This window comes from Microbacterium sp. (assembly GCF_041909575.1).
Classification (GTDB): Bacteria; Actinomycetota; Actinomycetes; order Actinomycetales; family Microbacteriaceae; genus Microbacterium.
On record NZ_JAYRDE010000061.1, the window covers coordinates 1 to 17,586 of the forward strand.

General features: G+C 70.1%; 17 protein-coding genes. 9 read left to right on the forward strand and 8 right to left on the reverse strand.

Features of this window, described 5'->3' with window-relative positions:
- The first annotated feature begins 352 nt into the window (after nt 1–352).
- The 5 genes from ACE3O1_RS09745 to ACE3O1_RS09765 all read left to right on the forward strand — a co-directional run bounded on the left by ACE3O1_RS09745 (nt 353) and on the right by ACE3O1_RS09765 (nt 5,092).
- Nucleotides 353–1,669, forward strand: a complete 1,317-nt coding sequence (locus ACE3O1_RS09745; RefSeq protein WP_374314827.1) for an ABC transporter substrate-binding protein — start codon at nt 353–355, stop codon at nt 1,667–1,669.
- 69 nt (nt 1,670–1,738) lie between these two features.
- The gene (locus tag ACE3O1_RS09750; protein WP_374314828.1) at nt 1,739–2,716 is read left to right on the forward strand and encodes a carbohydrate ABC transporter permease; all 978 of its coding nucleotides are present in this window, start codon (nt 1,739–1,741) and stop codon (nt 2,714–2,716) included.
- Nucleotides 2,713–3,654, forward strand: coding sequence for a carbohydrate ABC transporter permease (locus tag ACE3O1_RS09755; protein ID WP_374314829.1), 942 nt, complete (start codon nt 2,713–2,715; stop codon nt 3,652–3,654). The genes ACE3O1_RS09750 and ACE3O1_RS09755 overlap by 4 nt, the downstream gene beginning before the upstream one ends.
- 5 nt (nt 3,655–3,659) lie before the next feature.
- Entirely contained in the window at nt 3,660–4,772 is a 1,113-nt protein-coding gene (locus ACE3O1_RS09760; RefSeq protein WP_374314830.1) for a Gfo/Idh/MocA family protein, read from the forward strand.
- Nucleotides 4,769–5,092, forward strand: coding sequence for an L-rhamnose mutarotase (locus ACE3O1_RS09765; protein ID WP_374314831.1), 324 nt, complete (start codon nt 4,769–4,771; stop codon nt 5,090–5,092). Before ACE3O1_RS09760 ends, ACE3O1_RS09765 begins: the two co-directional genes overlap by 4 nt.
- A gap of 15 nt (nt 5,093–5,107) precedes the next feature.
- Here the strand turns inward: ACE3O1_RS09765 and ACE3O1_RS09770 are convergent, their stop codons facing one another.
- Nucleotides 5,108–5,917 (reverse strand): HAD-IIA family hydrolase, encoded by an 810-nt coding sequence (locus tag ACE3O1_RS09770; protein WP_374314832.1) that lies wholly within the window; start codon nt 5,915–5,917, stop codon nt 5,108–5,110.
- A 38-nt stretch (nt 5,918–5,955) separates the two neighbouring features.
- Here ACE3O1_RS09770 and ACE3O1_RS09775 point away from each other — a divergent pair, with 38 nt between their 5' ends.
- On the forward strand, nt 5,956–6,915 hold the full coding sequence (locus ACE3O1_RS09775; RefSeq protein ID WP_374314833.1) for an SDR family NAD(P)-dependent oxidoreductase: 960 nt from the start codon (nt 5,956–5,958) through the stop codon (nt 6,913–6,915).
- A gap of 24 nt (nt 6,916–6,939) precedes the next feature.
- Here the strand turns inward: ACE3O1_RS09775 and ACE3O1_RS09780 are convergent, their stop codons facing one another.
- The 6 genes from ACE3O1_RS09780 to ACE3O1_RS09805 form a co-directional block, all read right to left on the reverse strand.
- On the reverse strand, nt 6,940–7,575 hold the full coding sequence (locus tag ACE3O1_RS09780; protein ID WP_374314834.1) for a metal-dependent transcriptional regulator: 636 nt from the start codon (nt 7,573–7,575) through the stop codon (nt 6,940–6,942).
- A 23-nt stretch (nt 7,576–7,598) separates the two neighbouring features.
- Nucleotides 7,599–8,936, reverse strand: a complete 1,338-nt coding sequence (locus ACE3O1_RS09785) for an Nramp family divalent metal transporter (protein WP_374314844.1) — start codon at nt 8,934–8,936, stop codon at nt 7,599–7,601.
- A gap of 70 nt (nt 8,937–9,006) precedes the next feature.
- Nucleotides 9,007–9,420: an ATP-binding protein gene (locus ACE3O1_RS09790; RefSeq protein WP_374314835.1), complete on the reverse strand. Its 414-nt coding sequence runs from the start codon at nt 9,418–9,420 to the stop codon at nt 9,007–9,009.
- Entirely contained in the window at nt 9,410–9,742 is a 333-nt protein-coding gene (locus ACE3O1_RS09795) for an STAS domain-containing protein (protein WP_374314836.1), read from the reverse strand. Before ACE3O1_RS09795 ends, ACE3O1_RS09790 begins: the two co-directional genes overlap by 11 nt.
- Nucleotides 9,739–11,691: a glycosyltransferase gene (locus ACE3O1_RS09800; RefSeq protein WP_374314837.1), complete on the reverse strand. Its 1,953-nt coding sequence runs from the start codon at nt 11,689–11,691 to the stop codon at nt 9,739–9,741. Before ACE3O1_RS09800 ends, ACE3O1_RS09795 begins: the two co-directional genes overlap by 4 nt.
- Nucleotides 11,688–12,839, reverse strand: a complete 1,152-nt coding sequence (locus tag ACE3O1_RS09805; RefSeq protein WP_374314838.1) for a PP2C family protein-serine/threonine phosphatase — start codon at nt 12,837–12,839, stop codon at nt 11,688–11,690. Before ACE3O1_RS09805 ends, ACE3O1_RS09800 begins: the two co-directional genes overlap by 4 nt.
- Before the next feature lie 98 nt (nt 12,840–12,937).
- Between ACE3O1_RS09805 and ACE3O1_RS09810 the strand changes: the two genes are divergently transcribed.
- A complete protein-coding gene (locus tag ACE3O1_RS09810; RefSeq protein WP_374314839.1) occupies nt 12,938–13,570 on the forward strand; it encodes a TrmH family RNA methyltransferase in 633 nt (210 codons plus the stop codon).
- A gap of 36 nt (nt 13,571–13,606) precedes the next feature.
- Here the strand turns inward: ACE3O1_RS09810 and ACE3O1_RS09815 are convergent, their stop codons facing one another.
- Nucleotides 13,607–14,932: an MATE family efflux transporter gene (locus ACE3O1_RS09815; RefSeq protein WP_374314840.1), complete on the reverse strand. Its 1,326-nt coding sequence runs from the start codon at nt 14,930–14,932 to the stop codon at nt 13,607–13,609.
- Between the two features lie 68 nt (nt 14,933–15,000).
- On the opposite strand from ACE3O1_RS09815, the gene ACE3O1_RS09820 reads away from it, so the two are divergent.
- On the forward strand, nt 15,001–16,965 hold the full coding sequence (locus ACE3O1_RS09820; RefSeq protein ID WP_374314842.1) for a M13 family metallopeptidase: 1,965 nt from the start codon (nt 15,001–15,003) through the stop codon (nt 16,963–16,965).
- A 95-nt stretch (nt 16,966–17,060) separates the two neighbouring features.
- Nucleotides 17,061–17,586 (forward strand): serine hydrolase (locus tag ACE3O1_RS09825; protein WP_374314843.1); only part of this gene is annotated, 526 nt, incomplete at its 3' end.

Below are 17,586 nucleotides of genomic sequence, written 5' to 3' on the forward strand. Positions count from 1 at the left end.
CTGGAACGGGTTGCAGCCACTCTTCGATTCCCTCGACGACCGCGCGCGCGAGCAGATCCTCGGGCGGACCGCCGCGGAGTTCTACCGCCTGGACCCGATGCGCCTTTCGCGCTCAATGATCTAATCACTGCGGAGCGGGCCGTCACCTTTTCGTTGCAATCGACGCTGGACGCGCAGATTCATCCGATGTATTCTCTGAGTACGGCGCCGGGGCCCAATTACCCAGCAATCTGAGCAAACGTTTGACTTCGTCGGAACACAGGGATAACGTTTGAGCAGGTTCCCGACCGGCGCACGACACAGGCCCACCAGGGCGTGCGATTGGGACGCCACCTCACACCAAGGAGTGTCAATGAAGACCAAGAGGATCCTCGTAGGGAGTGCCGGGCTCATCGCGGCCGCTCTCGCTCTCGCCGGTTGTGCCGGGAACTCCGGCGGCGGCGCCTCGGAGCAGCCGCAGACCGATTCCGGCGGCAAGATCACGGTGTGGGTGGACCCGCCCCGCGTCCCCGCTGCCGAGGCCTTCCAAGAGGCGTACCCCGACATCGAGATCGACGTCGTCCAGATCGACGGCACCGTCGGCGGCAAGACGGTCAAGCAGTCGTTCGCGAACTTCGATGCCGCAGGATCAGGATGGCCCGACGCGATCTTCTTCCCGTCCAACGACGACATCGCCTGGGCGACCAGCTCTTCGAGCAACTACGCGGCCGACCTGACCGAGCTCCTCCCCGACGTCATCGAGGGCTACGACCCTGCCGTGCTGTCGTTCTGCGACATCGACGGCAAGATCCGCTGCCTCCGCAACGACGCCGCGCCCGACGTGTTCTGGTACAACAAGGCGTTCCTCGATGAGAACGGGTACACCCTTCCCACCACGTGGGAGGAGTACGGCGACCTCGCCGTCCAGATCGCCGAGGAGCACCCCGGCAAGATCAGCGGCTTCCTGGGTGACGCCTACGCGGTGAACCGCTACCTGCAGGCATCCGGCTGCCCGACCAACGACCGCGTGTCCGAGTCCGAGGCGCACATCGACCTCTCCGACCCGACGTGCGTCCGCGCGACCGAGCTGCTCACGCAGATGTACGACGCCGGCGCCCTCAGCACGCAGGGCATCTTCGACGGCGACGCGGCCGAGGCCGGCGTCAACCTCGTGATGAGCCCCGGTGCCGTGTGGTGGGGCAACTACCTGTTCCGGGACACCTGGAAGATCCCTGCCGGCGAGATGAGCGCTGTCGCGCCGCTGAGCTGGGAAGGCGAGTCGGAGCCCTCGACCGGCAACGAGGGCGGCGGCCTGTGGGGCGTCTCCTCGCACATCACGGGCAAGCAGCTCGAGAACGCGCTGACCTTCGCGACCTTCGTCGCGACCGACCCGGCGTGGCAGGTCGAACTGAGCACGGGCCTCCCGGGCTACGGTCCGGTGCAGGACGCCTGGCTGGCCAAGCTCGAGTCGGACGCCTACTTCGCCGACATCCCCACCGTTCAGCAGGCCTTCAAGGACGCGGCATCCGCGGTGCAGCCGTACTCCTACATGCTGTACGACACCGGATCGGTGTGGACCGAGACCGTCAGCCCGACGCTCATCGCCGACGGTACGGTCGAGGAGGCGATCGCCAAGTTCGGCGAGGAGCTCGTCAACCAGGCGACGTCCGTCGGTTACACCGTCCAGTAATCCAGGCCGGCAGGGGCATCGGTCGCGACCGATGCCCCTGCCGCACCTCACGACTTCGAGGAAGAAGCCATGACAGTCACTGCGACCGAGACGCTGACGACGGCCCAGCGCCGTCGCGGAGCGCCGCGGCCCCCGACCTCACGCCGCCGCGCTCCCCACCGCGTCGAGGCGCGGGGCGCGTGGATCCTGATGGCGCCGTACGCCGCGCTCTTCCTCGTCGCCGCCGCCATCCCGATCGGCTACGCCCTGTGGATCTCGTTCCAGAAGGCGCCTACCCTCGTCGATCCCACCACCGGCTTCGGCGGGCTCGACGCATACATCACGGCCGTCACCGACTACCGGTTCATCGACACCTTCGTGAACATCTTCACGGTCATGATCATCTGGCTGCCGCTGATGATCCTGGGCGTGGTGGGACTGGCCCTGCTGGTCCACGCGAGCCCTGGCCGCTTCGGCGGGTCGATGCGGTTCATCTACTTCCTGCCCGGCGCGCTCGCCGGCATCGCGAACTTCGTGCTGTGGGTCTATCTGCTGAACCCGTCGATCTCGCCGATCGGCTTCCTGTGGCGCGGCGCCGGTATGGACAACCTCAAAGAGGTCGCCACCACCGAGAACCTCCCCTGGATCCTCACCGCGATGCTCTTCTTCCAGGGCGTCGGCACGTGGATCGTCATCGTCTACGGCGGGCTCAACGGCATCCCCGACGAGATCTTCGAGGCCGCGCAGATCGACGGCGCCAACGCCTGGCAGCTGGCGTGGCGCATCAAGCTCCCGCTCATCCGACCCTGGATCGGCTACGCGGCGCTGATGAACCTCGCCTACGGATTCCAGCTGTTCCTCGAGCCCTATCTCATGCGGCAGATCTCGGCGGGCTCCATCGACGCCGAGTGGGCGCCGACGCAGCTCGGCTACGCCTTCGCGTTCACCAACCGCAACTTCCCCGCCGCGGCGGCGATGTCGGTGATCCTGCTCGTCATCACCCTGGCGATCGGCATGTTCATCGTGTTCCGCAGTGGACTGTTCGGCGAATCGGAGAAGTCCAAATGAGCAGTGCAGCTAAGGCCGAGATGCACCGGCCCGTCGGCACCCGCGGCTGGAGCGTCGGCCGCGTCAGCCGGGTCGTCGTCATGCTCGTGGTCGCCGCGATGTTCATCATCCCGATCGTGGGATTCATCGCCATGGCGTTCCGCAACCAGGAGAACGTCGCCGCCGGCACGGACGGATTCCTCGGCCTGGGCGGGATGTCGTGGGACAACGTCGTCTACAGCTGGGAGCAGATCACCGGCTTCGGCCCCGGCGAGGGCGGGCTCTACCAGCGGTGGATCCTCAACTCGCTGATCCTCGCGGTCGCCGGGGGAGCACTCGCGCTCGTCGCCGCCCTGCCCGCCGGCTACGCGCTGGCGCGCCTGCGCTTCCGCTGGCGCAAGATCTGGCTGTTCGCGACGCTGCTCGCGATGGTCATGCCGAACACCGTGCTCGTGATCCCGCTGTTCCTCGAGGTGAATGCGCTCGGCGCCGTCGGCCAGCTGTGGCCGGTCGCGGTGATCATGGGGTTCTTCCCGTTCGGCGTGTATCTGGCCTACATCCACTTCATGACCACGATGCCGCCCGAACTCGTCGAGGCCGCGCGCATCGACGGACTCGGCGAGCTCGCGATCTTCTTCCGCATCGGCCTGCCGATCTCGAAGCAGGCCGTCGCGCTGGTGGCGTTCTTCTCGTTCGTGGCGAACTGGACGAACTTCTTCCTCCCGCTCGCACTCCTGACCTCGAACCAGCAGAACAAGACGATCTCGATCGGCATCCAGGAGCTCATCGGCGCGAGCCCGCTGTTCAACGCGACGGTGGCGGCAGGACTCGACGTCAAGCTCTACATGCCGCAGCTCGCCCTGGCGACCGTGATCTCGATGGTCCCGCTCCTCATCGTGTTCCTCGGCGCTCAGCGCTACCTTGTCCGCGGCCAGACGGTCGGAGCGGTGAAGGGCTGACGGACATGACCGACCATCCCGAGCTCCATCCCGCCGAGGCGTACACCGTGCGGCTGCCCGCCCGGCCTCGGCCGATCGTGATCATCGGCACGGGTGGAATCGTCAAGGACGCCCACCTCCCCGCCTACCGCAAGGCCGGCTACCCGGTGTGGGGGCTCGTGAACCGCACGGTCTCGCGCGCCCAGGCCCTCGCCGACGAGTACGGGATCGCGCACGTCTTCGGCACGGTCGCCGAGGCGGTCGCCGAGGCCCCGGCGGACGCGGTGTACGACATCGCGCTCATGCCCGAGCAGTACCTCGACGCGCTCGAGGCGCTGCCGGATGGAGCGGCCGTGCTCATCCAGAAGCCGCTCGGCCACACGCTCGAGCAGGGCATCGAGCTGCGCGACCTGTGCCGGCGCAAAGGCCTCATCGCGGCCGTCAACACCCAGCTGCGGTTCGCCCCGTATGTCGAGCAGGCGCGCCGCCTCATCGCCGAGGGCGCGATCGGCGAGGTGTACGACATGGAGGTGCGCGTCTCCGTCGACACCCCCTGGCATCTCTTCCCGCACGTGTTCGGGCTGGAGCGCCTCGAGATCAACATGCACAGCGTGCACTATCTCGATCTGGTGCGCTCGTTCTTCGGCGACCCCGATTCGGTGAGCGCCGTCACGGTTCGGCATCCGGCGAAGGACGACGTCGCGAACACGCGCTCGACCATCCTGCTGCGCTACCGTGACCGGCCGCTGCGGGTGACCGTGAGCACGAACCACGACCACGCGTTCGGACCCGCCTACGAGGAGAGCTTCATCAAGTGGGAGGGCACCGAGGGTGCCATCCGCGCGCAGATGGGGCTCCTGCTGGACTACCCGGAGGGCGGACCGGACGCGCTCGAGATCGTGCGGCTCGCCGACAAGGCGGCCGGATGGCAGCCGATGCCGTTCGAAGGCTCGTGGTTCCCCGACGCGTTCATCGGCTCCATGGGCGCCGTGCAGCGGTTCGCCGAAGGGTCGGTGCCGACGCTCCCGACCTCCGTCGACGACGTGCTGCACACGATGGCCGTCGTCGAGGCCGCGTACGCGTCGCAGGAGCGCGAGGGCGTCGCCGTCACGGTGCCCGAGGAGGCGGATCCCCGATGAAGCGGGTGGCATCGGTCATCGGACTGCCCCCGGAGCACCGCGAGGAGTACGAGCGGTACCACGCCGCGGTCTGGCCGGCGGTGCTCGAGCGGCTGACCGCGAGCAACATCGCGAACTACTCGATCTACCGCCACGGCGAGCTGCTGTTCTCGTACTTCGAGTACGTCGGCGACGACTACGAGGCCGATATGGCCGCGATCGCCGCCGACCCCGAGACCCAGCGCTGGTGGGCGGTGCAGGAGCCGCTGCAGCGCCCGCTCGACGAGCGCGCCGAGGGCGAGTGGTGGCACGAGCTCCCCGAGATCTTCCACCACGACTGATCTCGGGACGGGAGGTCAGAGGATGTCCGCCTCTTCGCTCTCGATGGGCTCGGACGAGAGCAGGTCGGCGACGGAGTCCAGCACCTCGTCGGGCCGGAACGGGTACCGCTGGATCTCGGCGGGGTCGCTGATCCCGGTGAGCACCAGCACCGTGTGCAGGCCGGCCTCGATGCCCGCCACGACGTCGGTGTCCATGCGATCGCCGATCATGCCGGTGTTCTCGGAGTGCGCGCCGATGCGGTTGAGCGCCGACCGGAACATCATCGGGTTCGGCTTGCCGACGACGTAGGGCTCCATTCCGGTGGCCTTCGTGATGAGCGCCGTGATCGCGCCGGTCGCGGGCAGCACGCCGTCGGTGGACGGGCCGGTCGCATCGGGATTGGTGGCGATGAACCGCGCGCCCGCGCCGATGAAGCGGATCGCCTTGGTGATCGCCTCGAACGAGTAGTTGCGGGTCTCGCCCACCACGACATAGTCGGGCTCGGTCTCGGTCATGATGAAGCCGGCTTCGTGGAGCGCCGTCGTGAGCCCGGCCTCGCCGATGACGAACGCCGACCCGCCGGGCATCTGCGACTTCAGGAAGTCCGCGGTCGCGAGCGCCGACGTCCAGATCGACTCCTCGGGGACGATGAGCCCCGATGCCCGCAGCCGGGCGGACAGATCGCGGGGCGTGAAGATCGAGTTGTTCGTGAGGACGAGGAACGGCGTCCCGGCGTCGCGCCACTGCTCCAGCAGCTCCGAGGCTCCCGGGATGGGGGTGTTCTCGTGGACGAGCACGCCGTCCATGTCGGTCAGCCAGCATTCGATCTCGGCGCGCGTCCGCATGCGCCCAGCCTAGGGCCGCGGGGGTTAAGGTCGAACTCGTGGCGTCGACCTGGGATCCCCGCAGCCTCCCCGACCTGTCCGGACGCGCCTACCTCGTGACCGGCTCCAACAAGGGCCTCGGCTACTTCGCATCGGAGCAGCTCATCCGTGCGGGCGCCCGCGTCTTCATGACCGGGCGCAATCCGAATCGCCTGTCCGCCGCACGTGCGGCCATCCGGCGAAGGGTTCCGGATGCTGCGCCCGACGCCGCCGAGACCCTCGTGCTCGACACGAGCAACCTCGGGTCGGTCCGTTCCGCGGCCGCGAGCGTGCGGGGGCGCGGCGGCCTCGACGGGCTGCTCCTCAACGCGGGGATCGTGCATCCGCCCGCGTCGCGCGAGACGACCGTCGACGGACACGAGGTGGTCTTCGCGACCAATGCGCTCGGTCACTTCGCGCTCGCCGGCGAGCTGCTCACGCCCCTCGCACTGCGCGACGGACGGATGGTGTGGCTCGGGAGCCTGTCGACCTCGCTCACCCCGTACGACCCTGTCGACCCGCAGCTCTCGACCGGCTACACCGCGTGGCGCGCGTACGTGCAGTCCAAGGTCGCCACGACCGCGCTGGGGTTCGAGGCCGATCGGCGGCTGCGCGCCGCAGGCGTGCCGGTGCGCAGCGTCGTGGCGCACCCCGGCTACTCGACGAGCGGGCGCACGCCCGGGATCGCCGGGGTCAATGCGCCGACGCGGGCGAAGCGGTTCCGCGACAACCTCCAGGCCGCGATCGCCCAGTCCAAGGAGCACGGCGCCTGGTCGCTCGTCCGCGCGCTCGTCGATCCCGAGATCGAGGGCGGCGAGTTCTGGGGCCCGCGCACCGTGGCCCGGGGCGAGCCTCGCCGCCAGACCGCATCGAGGATCACCCGCGACGAGGCCGTTGCCGCGCGCGTGTGGAAGGCCGCCGAGGACGCGACCGGCGTGCGCTGGCCGTTCGCCGAGGCGGCCGCCGCCGTCGGGCGCTGACCCCGGGGCCGGTGCCGTGTTCGGTCAGGCGCTGAGCCAGACCGCGTCGGCCGCAGCCCGCGGCAGGGTGACGTCGGTGCTCCCGATGCGGAGGGCTGCGGCATCCGTCACCGTCGCCTCGGCGCCCACCGCGACGCCCGCCGCCTCGACGGCGCGCAGCAGCTCCGGGTCGCGGTCGCTGACCCGCAGCACGCGTCCGGTGTGGCCGGCCGGGGCGGCGGCGAGCAGCACGAAGGGCTCGCGGTGCACGTGGCCCGCGGCATCCGGGATCGCATCGCCGTGCGGATCGAAACGCGGGCGCCCGAGCCGTTCGTCGATGCCCTCGAGCAGCCGGTCGCTGATGGCGTGCTCGAGCACCTCGGCTTCGTCGTGCACCTCGTCCCAGGCGTAGCCGAACTCGCGCACGAGCCACGTCTCGATCAGGCGATGGCGGCGGATGATCCCCGCCGCGCGCAGCTCACCGGCCTCGCTGAGCGCGATGGGGCCGTACGGGCGGTGGGTGACGAGCCCCTGCGCGGCGAGCTTCTGCACCATCTCGGTCACGCTCGACGGCGCGAGGCCCAGTTCGCCGGCCAGCTGCGACGGCGTGATGCGCTCGGTCTGCCACTCGGTGTGGTGGTAGATCGTCTTGAGGTAGTCGTCGACGGCGGGCGAGGGCACGGTCCCAGGCTACCGGCCGGCCGTCACGACCCCGTGAGCACGAGCCACAGCAGGATCGCGTTGAGCGCGATGAGGAAGACGGATGCCGCGATCCCGGCCGCCGTCGTGAGCACGCGGTTGCGGAACCGGCCGAGCACCTCGGCCTTCGCCGTCAGCGCCACGAGCGGGATGAGCGCGAACGGGATGCCGAACGAGAGCACCACCTGGCTGAGGACGAGGGCGAGGGTGGGGTCGACCCCCGCAGCGAGGATCACCAGCGCCGGGATGAGCGTGACCAGGCGCCGCGCCAGCAGCGGGATGCGCACGTGCAGCAGGCCGTGCATGATCTCGGCTCCGGCGTACGCGCCGACGGAGGTCGAGGCCAGACCGCTCGCCAGCAGGCCCACGGCGAAGAGCGTCGCGACGGCCGGGCCGAGGCCGGCATCGAGGGCCGCGTAGGCGCCTTCCAGGGTGTCCGTTCCCGGCACGCCTGCGAGGTTCGCTGCGGCGAGCAGCAGGATGCACAGGTTGACCGTGCCGGCGATGAGCATCGCGATCGTGACATCCCACTTCGTGGCGCGCAGCAGGCGGACGGTGGGGATGCCGCGCAGCTCCTCGAGGGGCGCCGGGATCCGCGCGCCCTGGCTCTCGTCGCCGAAGGTGGGCGCGGAGCGGTGCGCAGACCGGGAGCGGTGCGGGGACGGGGTGCCTGCGGGGGCGAAGCGGTCGCGGGCGAGGGCGGAGTGCGCGTAGATCGCGTGCGGCATGATCGTGGCGCCGAGGATGGATGCCGCGAGCAGCACCGACCCGGAGTCCTCGAAGCGCGGCACGAGGCCCGCGGCGACGCCCGCCGGATCGGGCGGGGCGACGAACACCCCGTAGGTGAAGCCGATCGCGATGATGAGGACCAGCCCGATCACCACGAACTCGAACGTCTTCGCGCCGCGCCGCGACTGCACCAGCAGCAGCACGATCGACACGGTGCCCGTGATGAGCCCGCCCCACAGCAGCGGCACGCCGAAGAGGAGGTTGAGCGCCACCGCGCCGCCGATCACCTCGGCGATGTCGGTGGCCATCGCGACGAGCTCCGCCTGCAGCCAGTACGCGCGCCGGCCCCAGCGGTTGCCGATGCGGTCGCCCAGCATCTCGGGCAGGCTCCGGCCGGTGACGATGCCGAGCTTGGCGGAAAGGTACTGGATGAGCCAGGCCATGACGTTGCCGAGCACCACCACCCACACCAGGAGATAGCCGTAGACCGCGCCGGCGGTCATGTTGCTCGCGACGTTTCCGGGATCGAGGTAGGCGACACCGGCGACGAGCGCCGGCCCGATCAGCCACGCGGCGCGCGGGACGGACCCGGAGCGCGCGGCATCCGTCGTCATCGACAGGACCGCAGGATTTTTCGGCACACCGAAACCATAGCGAGTTTTCGGCAGACCGAAAAGTCCCGGGCTACTCGCCGCGGAAGCGGCGGAGCAGGCGCCAGGTGTTGCCGCCGTTGCGCTCGTGGACGAGCTCGTCGAGCGCAGCGAGGGCGATCGCGAGGCCGCGCCCCGACTCGGCGTCCTCGCCGGGCATCTCGACGGCGCCGAGATCGATGAGCGCGGGGTCGGCCGTGTCGGTGAACACCGCCGAGAAGGCACCGGGGGCGGCATCCACCTCCACCGTCACGTGAATGGGCTCCCGCGCGAGCGCGTGCTCGACCACGTTCGTGGCGACCTCGCTGACGGCCAGGCGGAAGAGCATGCGGTCCTCGTCGCCCGCGCCCGGGGCGCGCTCGAAGAGCCGGTCGAGCGCATCGTGCACGCGGTCGACGAGGAGGGGATCGGCGATGCCCTCCAGGCGGATGGCCGACTCAGTCGCCATCGAAGGCCGACTCCACGGTCGGGTGGTCCCGCAGGACCCGGTCGAGGTTGGTGAGCTTGAGCACCTTGCGGACCGGCTCGGTCATCGCCGCGATGCGCAGGTCGCCGCCCGCGAGGCGCGCCGCCTTGAGGCCGCCGATCAGGGCGCCGAGGCCGGACGAGTCCACGAACTCCGTCGCCTCCAGGTTCACGACGATGCGGATGCTGCCTCCCGCGACCAGGTCGTCGACGGCTGCGCGCAGCTGCGGCACCGTCGTCGCCGTCAGGCGCCCTTCGGGACGGATGACGGCGTAGTCGCCGCCGGGGGTGACGGTCAGGTTCACGAGACCTCCTGGGATTCTCGGGCGGTGGGGCCGCGGTACAGCGCAGCCTGGACGATGACGCTCAGCACGACCAGGTCGTAGACGACCCAGACCGTGTTGACGAGGGTTCCGGTGCCGTCGGCGGTGCCCACGGCCAGGCGCGCGAGCCCGATGACCAGGGCGACGACCAGCACGGCCATCGCCGTCAGCTGCGGCCAGATCTCCCGCCAGGGCGGGCCGAGCTCGCTGCGGCCGTCCTTCTTGGTGACGGCGAACGACAGCGGGCGCCCCAGCACGACGTTCGCGAACGCCGAGGTGCACGCTTTGATCCACACCGGGAAGAGGGCGAGCGAGTACTGCTGGCCGCGCCAGGTCTTGAGCCCCCGCGCCACGACCAGGAAGAGGATCTGGTTCACGATGAAGTACGGCAGGAACCGTGCGAAGAAGTCGAGGCTCCACGCCGTCACCGGCATCACGCCGAACACGAGGTAGATGACCGGCGCGGCGAGGTACACGATCGCGGTGAACCCCGACAGGTAGCTCCACATCGTCGCGAAGTACATCAGGCGCTGACCGGCCGACAGGCCCTTCTTCGCGAGCGGGTTGTCGCGCAGCATGACCTGCAGCGTCCCCTGCGCCCAGCGCAGGCGCTGCGTGAGCATCGTGCGCAGGTCCTCCGGGGCGAGGCCCCGCGCGAGGATCTCGTGGTGATAGACGCTGCGCCAGCCGAGGGCGTGCAGCTGCATCGCCGTGGCCATGTCCTCGGTGACCGAGATCGTGGCCAGGGGCTGCACCGGCTGCGCCTCCTCGGGCCGGTCGACGCGCAGAGCCGCCAGCAGGGCGCCGACGGACTCGATCGCGCTGAGCGGCGAGAGCTCGCGCGCGGCGAGCGCATCGAGCCCGGAGTCGTCGATGACGATCACGTCGAGCTCACTGTCGCGCTGGACCGGCAGCTCGCCGATGGCGGCGAGATCCGCCCGGACCTGCGCCAGGTCGGCGCGGACGAGGGTGCGCGATGCCTGGTCCACCGAGGTCTGCACGCGATAGGTCACATCGGCGATCGGCTCCCCGTTCGCGATCCGCGTGCGGGCGTCGGCGACGTCGTCGCGGAGGGTGCGCAACTGCACCCGCAGGCCGGCGTCGCCGGTGCGGTCGCGCGCCGCCTTGGCCAGCATCGCCTCCGCCGTGCGCAGCGTGCGCAGGGTGGACTGCTCGACGGTCCGCACGTAGCCGACGATGCCGAGCTGCATGAGCGCATCGCGCCGGAGCACCGCGTTGGACCCGCAGAAGAACGCCGCGTTCCAGCCGTCCTTGCCCTGCTGGATCGGGCCGTAGAAGAGCGGCGCCTGGCTGCCCAGCGGGTCGGCGTCGTCGACGTTGACGAACCACTGCGGCGTCTGCACGAGGGCGACCTCGGGGTCGTCGGCGAAGTAGCCCAGCGTGCGGTGCAGGATCAGCGGGTCGGGCACCTGATCCGCATCGAGGATCAGCAGGAACTCCCCCTCGGTCGCGAAGAGCGCGTTGTTGAGGTTGCCCGCCTTGGCATGACGGGGCTTCCCCTCCCAGTCGACGGATCGCGTGATGTAGCCGACGCCCGCCGCGCGCGCGGCCGCCTCCATGTCGGGCCGTGCGCCGTCGTCGAGGATCCACGTCTCGTGCGGATACGCGATGCGCTTGGCGGCCTGCGCCGTCGAGATCACCATGTCGACCGGCTCGTTGTAGGTCGTGATCAGCACGTCGACCGTGCCGGTCGGCGGCGACACCGGCGCGGGGCGGGCGCGCGCCCGCCACATCGTCAGGCAGAACAGGAACGTGTCGATGAGGCTGTAGGTCTCGGCGATCACGAGCGGCACCGCGATCCACCAGGCGGACCAGTTGACCGAGTCCATCCAGCGCCACACCACGTAGTTGAGGCCGAACAGCACCGACAGCAGGGCGAGGATGCGGATGGCGACGAAGCGCGCGGTCATCGGTCGCGCCTGACCACCACGACCGTCACATCGTCGGGAGCCTTGACGGCCCGGGCGAGGCGCGCGGCTTCGGCCACGGCGCCGTCGGGTTCGAGACTCGTCAGCACGCGGTACACGTGGCCGTAGGGGTCGTCGGGGTCGAGCACGTCCAGCAGGCCGTCGCTGCAGACGAGATAGCTGTCGCCCACCTCCAGGCGCGTGGTCGCAGGCTCGCGGGTCTCGTCGAGCCCGATGCCCATGCCCAGCGGCAGGCCCGTCGACTCGAGGAACTCCCACCGCCCGTCGGCGCGCAGGATGAAGGCGAGGCTGTGGCCGGCGTCGATGAACGAGAGCTCGCCGGAGGCGAGGTCGATCTCGGTGTGCACGGCGGTGACGAAGATGTTGGTTCCGCCGATGTCGTCCTCGAGCAGGCGGTCGACCTCGGTCACCGCCTCGGCGAGCGAGCGCGACGGTGCGGTTCGCAAGGAGGCGCGCACCTCGGCGGCGATGATGGCCGCCCCTGCGCCCTTGCCCATGACGTCGGCGAGCGTGACCCGGAGTCGGCCGTCGTGCACGTACCAGTCGTACACGTCGCCCATGAGCTGCTCGGCGGCGGTCGCCGAGGCGGCCAGCGTGTAGCCGGGAACATCGGGCGTGCGCGCGGCCATCGCCTCCTGGACCAGCGAGGCGGCGCCGAGCTGCTTCACCTCGGTCAGCTCGGCCTGCACCCACTGCGCGAGCTCGCGCAGCAGCTCCACCTGGCGCTCGTCGAGCTTCCGCGGCTTCGTGTCGAGGATGCACAGGGTGCCGAAGTGCTCGCCGCCCGGTGCCGCGAGCGGGTGCCCGGCGTAGAACCGCAGATGCGGGTCGCCGACCACGAACGGGTTGTCGGCGAAGATCTCGTCGGTGGAGGCATCCTCCACCACCAGCGTGTCGCCCTTGCGCACCGTCACGTCGCAGAAGGCGCCCTCGCGGGGCGCCTCGCTGCCGCCGAGGCCGATCTGCGACTTGCGCCACTGCCGGTCGTTGTCGATCAGCGTCACGCTGACCATCGGGACGTCGAACAGCTCCTGCGCGAGCCGGGTGACGCGGTCGACCCGCGCGTCGGGCGGCGTGTCGAGCACTCCGAGTGCTTCGACGGCACGCTGCCGCTTCTCGTCGTTGAACAAACAGGCCCCCTCTGCCGTAACGGCACCGTTCCAGTATGTGTATCCGCCGCCGACCCGTCGACCCGACATTCGGGGGACACGCCGGATAGCCTGAGCCGGTGACCGATCCGAGTCCCCACGAGCCGACCCTCCCGTACGGCGTGGGTCCGTGGCCCGGAGGAGCGGATGCCTGGCCCGGCGATCCGCGGTACGACCGGGAGCTCCTCGCGCACGGCGACACGCGCAACGTCGTCGACGCCTACCGCTACTGGACGATGGACGCGATCGTCGCCGACCTCGACCGGCGACGCCACGGGTTCCACGTCGCCATCGAGAACTGGCAGCACGATATGAACATCGGGTCGATCGTGCGCAGCGCCAACGCGTTCCTCGCGGCGGAGGTGCACATCGTCGGCAGGCGCCGGTGGAACCGCCGCGGTGCCATGGTCACCGATCGCTACCAGCACGTGCGCCACCACGAGTCGGTCGCCGCGTTCCGGGAGTGGGCGGATGCCGCATCCCTCCCGATCCTCGCGATCGACAACGTCGAGGGGTCGGTGCCGCTCCACCGCGCCGACCTCCCCGAGCGGTCCGTGCTGCTGTTCGGGCAGGAGGGGCCGGGACTCTCGCCGGAGGCGCTGGCCGCGGCATCCGCCGTCATCGAGATCACGCAGTACGGCTCGACCCGCTCGATCAACGCGAGCGCCGCCGGCGCCGTGGTGATGTACGAGTGGTGCCGCCGCTGGGCCTGAAGCCGCGCCGGTCGGCGTGATGCCCTGCTGCCCGCGTCAGGCGGGGATGGTCGTCCAGGTCGTGCCGCGGACGCGCCAGCCGAGGGTGGCGAGGCGCGCGAGCATGTACACGCCGAAGAACGCGACCGACAGCCACGCGAGGCCCGCAGCGCCGGGTGGATGGATCGCCGCCACGAGCACCAGCGCCGGCAGGTACGGCACGAGGTTGAACACTCCGGCGACGGCGAGGTACTTGGCGTCGCCGGCGCCGATGAGCACGCCGTCGAGGACGAATACGACGCCGCACAGCGGCTGCGCGATCGCGAGCACGATGAGCGCGGGCTGCACCAGGGCGGCGATGGCCGGATCTCCCGTGAAGACCAGCCCGATGCTGCCCGAGAACACTCCGATCACGGCCCCGACGATCACACCGAACCACACGCCCCACGCGACGGTGCGCCCGAGCACCCGCCGCACGAGCGGGACGTCGTCGGCCCCGAGGCCCTTGCCGATGAGCGCCTGCGCCGCGATCGCCAGCGCGTCGAGCGCGAACGCGGCGGTCGAGAAGATCGTGAAGGCCACCTGCCATCCCGCGAGCTCGTCGGTGCCGAGCGCCGTCGCGACGGCCACGGTCGCCAGCAGCGCGACGCGCAGCGACACCGTGCGCAGGAACAGCCACCCGCCGGATCGCGCGGACCCGCGCACTCCTTCGCGATGCGGACGGACGGATGCCTCGTGCCTGCGCGCGAGCCGCCCGACGACCACGACGTAGGCCGCGACCATGCCCCACTGCGCCACGACCGTGCCGAACGCCGACCCGCCGATGCCCCAGCCGAAGCCGTAGATGAAGAGCCAGTTCAGCAGCGCGTTGGCGCCGAAGCCGAGGCCGGCGATCCACAGCGGGGTGACGGTGTCCTGCATGCCGCGCAGCAGACCGGTCGCGGCGAACACGATGAGCATCGCCGGCAGACCCCACATCGAGATGCCGAGGTAGATCTCGGCCTGCTCCGAGACGACCGGCGTCGCGCCGAACAGCCCCACGAGGAACGGCGTCGCGAACCAGCCGACGAGCGCCAGCACGGTGCCCAGGCCCAGCGCGAGCCAGAGCCCGTCGATGCCGACCGACACGGCGCGCGACGGATCGCCGGCGCCGAACCGGCGCGCGACCGCCGGCGTCGTCGAGTACGCGAGGAACACCATGAGCCCGACGATCGTCTGCAGCACCGCCGACGCGATTCCCAGACCCGCCAGCGGCACCACGCCGAGGTGTCCGACGAGCGCCGAATCCACGATGAGGAACAGGGGCTCGGCGATGAGTGCGCCGAGCGCCGGGACGGCGAGCCGGAGGATGTCGCGGTTCAGCGTCTGCGGGCGGCTCGTCACGCTCCGAGCCTAGGCCGGACCGCCGACGGGCTTGCCCTGCGGCGGCGAGGGGCACATATCCTGGACGCATGACCGACGCCCCCCGCTCCGGTCTCGCGCTCGACGAGCTCAGCGACGAGATCCGCCCGCAGGACGACCTGTTCCGTCACGTCAACGGCTCGTGGCTCGACCGCACCGACATCCCCGACGACAAGGCGAGGTGGGGATCGTTCCACCTCATCGCGGAGCAGGCAGAGAAGGACGTCCACGCGATCGTCGAGGAGTCGCAGGGCGCCGAGCCCGGGACCGAGGCGCGCAAGATCGGCGACCTCTTCACGAGCTTCATGGACACGGCGCGCATCGACGAACTCGGCGCTGGACCGCTGGCCGATCAGCTCGCGCGCGTCGACGCGGTGACCGACATCCCGTCGTTCCTGCGCACCGTCGGCGAGCTCGAGCGCGACGGCGTCGCCGGGCTCGTGCATCTGTACATCGAGCCCGACCCGGGAAACCCGCAGCGGTACGTCCCGTTCTTCATCCAGGGCGGCCTGTCGCTCCCCGACGAGAGCTACTACCGGCTCGACAACTTCGAGGCCACGCGCACCGCCTACCGTGCGCACGTGCAGAAGATGCTCGAGCTGGCGGGAGTGGCCGAGGCCGCGGCATCCGCTGATCGCATCTTCGCGCTCGAGACCGAGCTCGCCACCCACCACTGGGACAACGTCAAGAGCCGCGACGCGGTCGCGACCTACAACCTCACGACGTGGGATGCCGTCCAGGAGCTCGTGGGCATCGACCTCGCTCCGTGGCTCGACGGCCTGGCTCCCGGTCATCGCGACGCGTTCGCCGAGATCAACGTCTACCAGCCGAGCTTCGTCGAGGGCCTGGGTTCGCTGCTCACCGAGGAGCGACTCGAGGACTGGAAGGCGTGGCTGCGCTGGACGATCATCCACGGTTCCGCGGCCTTCCTGTCCGAGGAGTTCGTCGATGAGAACTTCGCGTTCTACGGCACGCAGCTCACCGGCGTGCCCGTCAACCGCGAACGCTGGAAGCGCGGCGTCGGCCTCGCCGAGGCGGCGATGGGCGAGGCGATCGGCAAGGTCTACGTCGACCGGCACTTCCCGCCGGCCGCGAAGGAGGCGATGGACGAACTCGTCGCGAACCTCATCGAGGCCTACCGGCAGTCCATCACGAGCCTCGAATGGATGAGCCCCGAGACCCGTGAGCGCGCACTGGCCAAGCTCGACGCCTTCACGCCGAAGATCGGCTACCCCGTGAAGTGGAAGGACTACTCCGCGCTCGAGATCGACGCCGCCGACCTCGTCGGCAACGTGCGCCGTGCACACGTGTGGGAGCACGACCGGCAGCTCGCGAAGGTCGGGCAGCCGATCGACCGCGACGAGTGGTACATGACGCCGCAGACGGTCAACGCGTACTACAACCCGCTCATGAACGAGATCGTGTTCCCGGCGGCGATCCTGCAGTACCCGTTCTTCGAGGCCGACCGCGACGCGGCGGCGAACTACGGCGGCATCGGCGCGGTCATCGGTCACGAGATCGGCCACGGCTTCGACGACCAGGGCAGCCGCTTCGACGGCGACGGATCGCTGCGCGACTGGTGGACCGACGACGACCGCGCGGCGTTCACCGAGCGCACGACGGTGCTCATCGCCCAGTACGACGCGCTCACTCCGGAGGGCCTCGGCGAGGACTACAAGGTCAACGGCTCGCTCACCATCGGCGAGAACATCGGCGACCTCGGCGGCCTGGGCATCGCACTCAAGGCCTACGAGCTCTCGCTCGGCGGCGAGGAGGCGCCGGTGATCGACGGTTTCACCGGCGTGCAGCGCCTGCTGCTGAGCTGGGGCCAGATCTGGCAGCAGAAGGGGCGGGATGCCGAGACCATCCGCCTGCTGACGATCGACCCGCACTCGCCGAACGAGTTCCGCTGCAACCAGATCGTCCGCAACATCGACGCGTTCTACGACGCATTCGGGGTGACGGAGGCCGACGCGCTGTGGCTCGACAAGGAGCAGCGCGTCACCATCTGGTGAGATGGACCCGCACGCGTCCTGGGGACCGTGCTCTCCTAACCGAACACCACCCGAATCCCACCGAACACCACCCGAACACCACCGGAAGGAACCCCGTGGGCACTGAGCCCAGAAGGGATGCCGAGTCGCAGCGGGGGTCGCGACGAAGCACCAGCAGACGACTGCCGAGGAGGGCGGCGGTCGGACGCCGATCGTTCACGTCGACGCTGAAGGCGCTCGACGACCTCGCCGCATCCGGCGCGAAGGTGTCGGTGCGGATCACCGACCTCGACCGGGGCAGCTCCGTGCTGACGGGCGACGACTTCGTGACGCTGCCGGTCGCCGGGCTCGGGGTGGTGCCGCTGCTCATCGAGGTCGCTGCCGGCTTCGAGGAGGGCACGCTGGATCCGCTCGAGATCATCGACCGCGAAGGCCTCGAGCCGGTCACGGTCGGCGGGGTGTGGCAGCACCTCAAGGCGCCGGCGCTCCCGTTGTCGGACCTCGCGGTGCTGACGGCATCCACCGGTGACGCGCTCGCCGCGAACGCCCTGCTCGCGCGTGTCGGCCTGCCTGCGGTGCGGGCCCGCATCGAGACGCTCGGCCTCACGCGCTCGGCGCTGCTGGACCGCTTCCGCGATGTGC

What these genes read in the sequence shown, in the direction of transcription:
- ACE3O1_RS09790 (WP_374314835.1), bottom strand. Translation starts at nt 9,420, where the DNA reads ATGGCGACTGAGTCGGCCATCCGCCTGGAGGGCATCGCCGATCCCCTC.
- ACE3O1_RS09745 (WP_374314827.1), top strand. Translation starts at nt 353, where the DNA reads ATGAAGACCAAGAGGATCCTCGTAGGGAGTGCCGGGCTCATCGCGGCC.
- ACE3O1_RS09770 (WP_374314832.1), bottom strand. Translation starts at nt 5,917, where the DNA reads ATGCGGACGCGCGCCGAGATCGAATGCTGGCTGACCGACATGGACGGC.
- ACE3O1_RS09750 (WP_374314828.1), top strand. Translation starts at nt 1,739, where the DNA reads ATGACAGTCACTGCGACCGAGACGCTGACGACGGCCCAGCGCCGTCGC.
- ACE3O1_RS09800 (WP_374314837.1), bottom strand. Translation starts at nt 11,691, where the DNA reads ATGACCGCGCGCTTCGTCGCCATCCGCATCCTCGCCCTGCTGTCGGTG.
- ACE3O1_RS09785 (WP_374314844.1), bottom strand. Translation starts at nt 8,936, where the DNA reads ATGACGACGGATGCCGCGCGCTCCGGGTCCGTCCCGCGCGCCGCGTGG.
- ACE3O1_RS09765 (WP_374314831.1), top strand. Translation starts at nt 4,769, where the DNA reads ATGAAGCGGGTGGCATCGGTCATCGGACTGCCCCCGGAGCACCGCGAG.
- ACE3O1_RS09760 (WP_374314830.1), top strand. Translation starts at nt 3,660, where the DNA reads ATGACCGACCATCCCGAGCTCCATCCCGCCGAGGCGTACACCGTGCGG.
- ACE3O1_RS09755 (WP_374314829.1), top strand. Translation starts at nt 2,713, where the DNA reads ATGAGCAGTGCAGCTAAGGCCGAGATGCACCGGCCCGTCGGCACCCGC.
- ACE3O1_RS09820 (WP_374314842.1), top strand. Translation starts at nt 15,001, where the DNA reads ATGACCGACGCCCCCCGCTCCGGTCTCGCGCTCGACGAGCTCAGCGAC.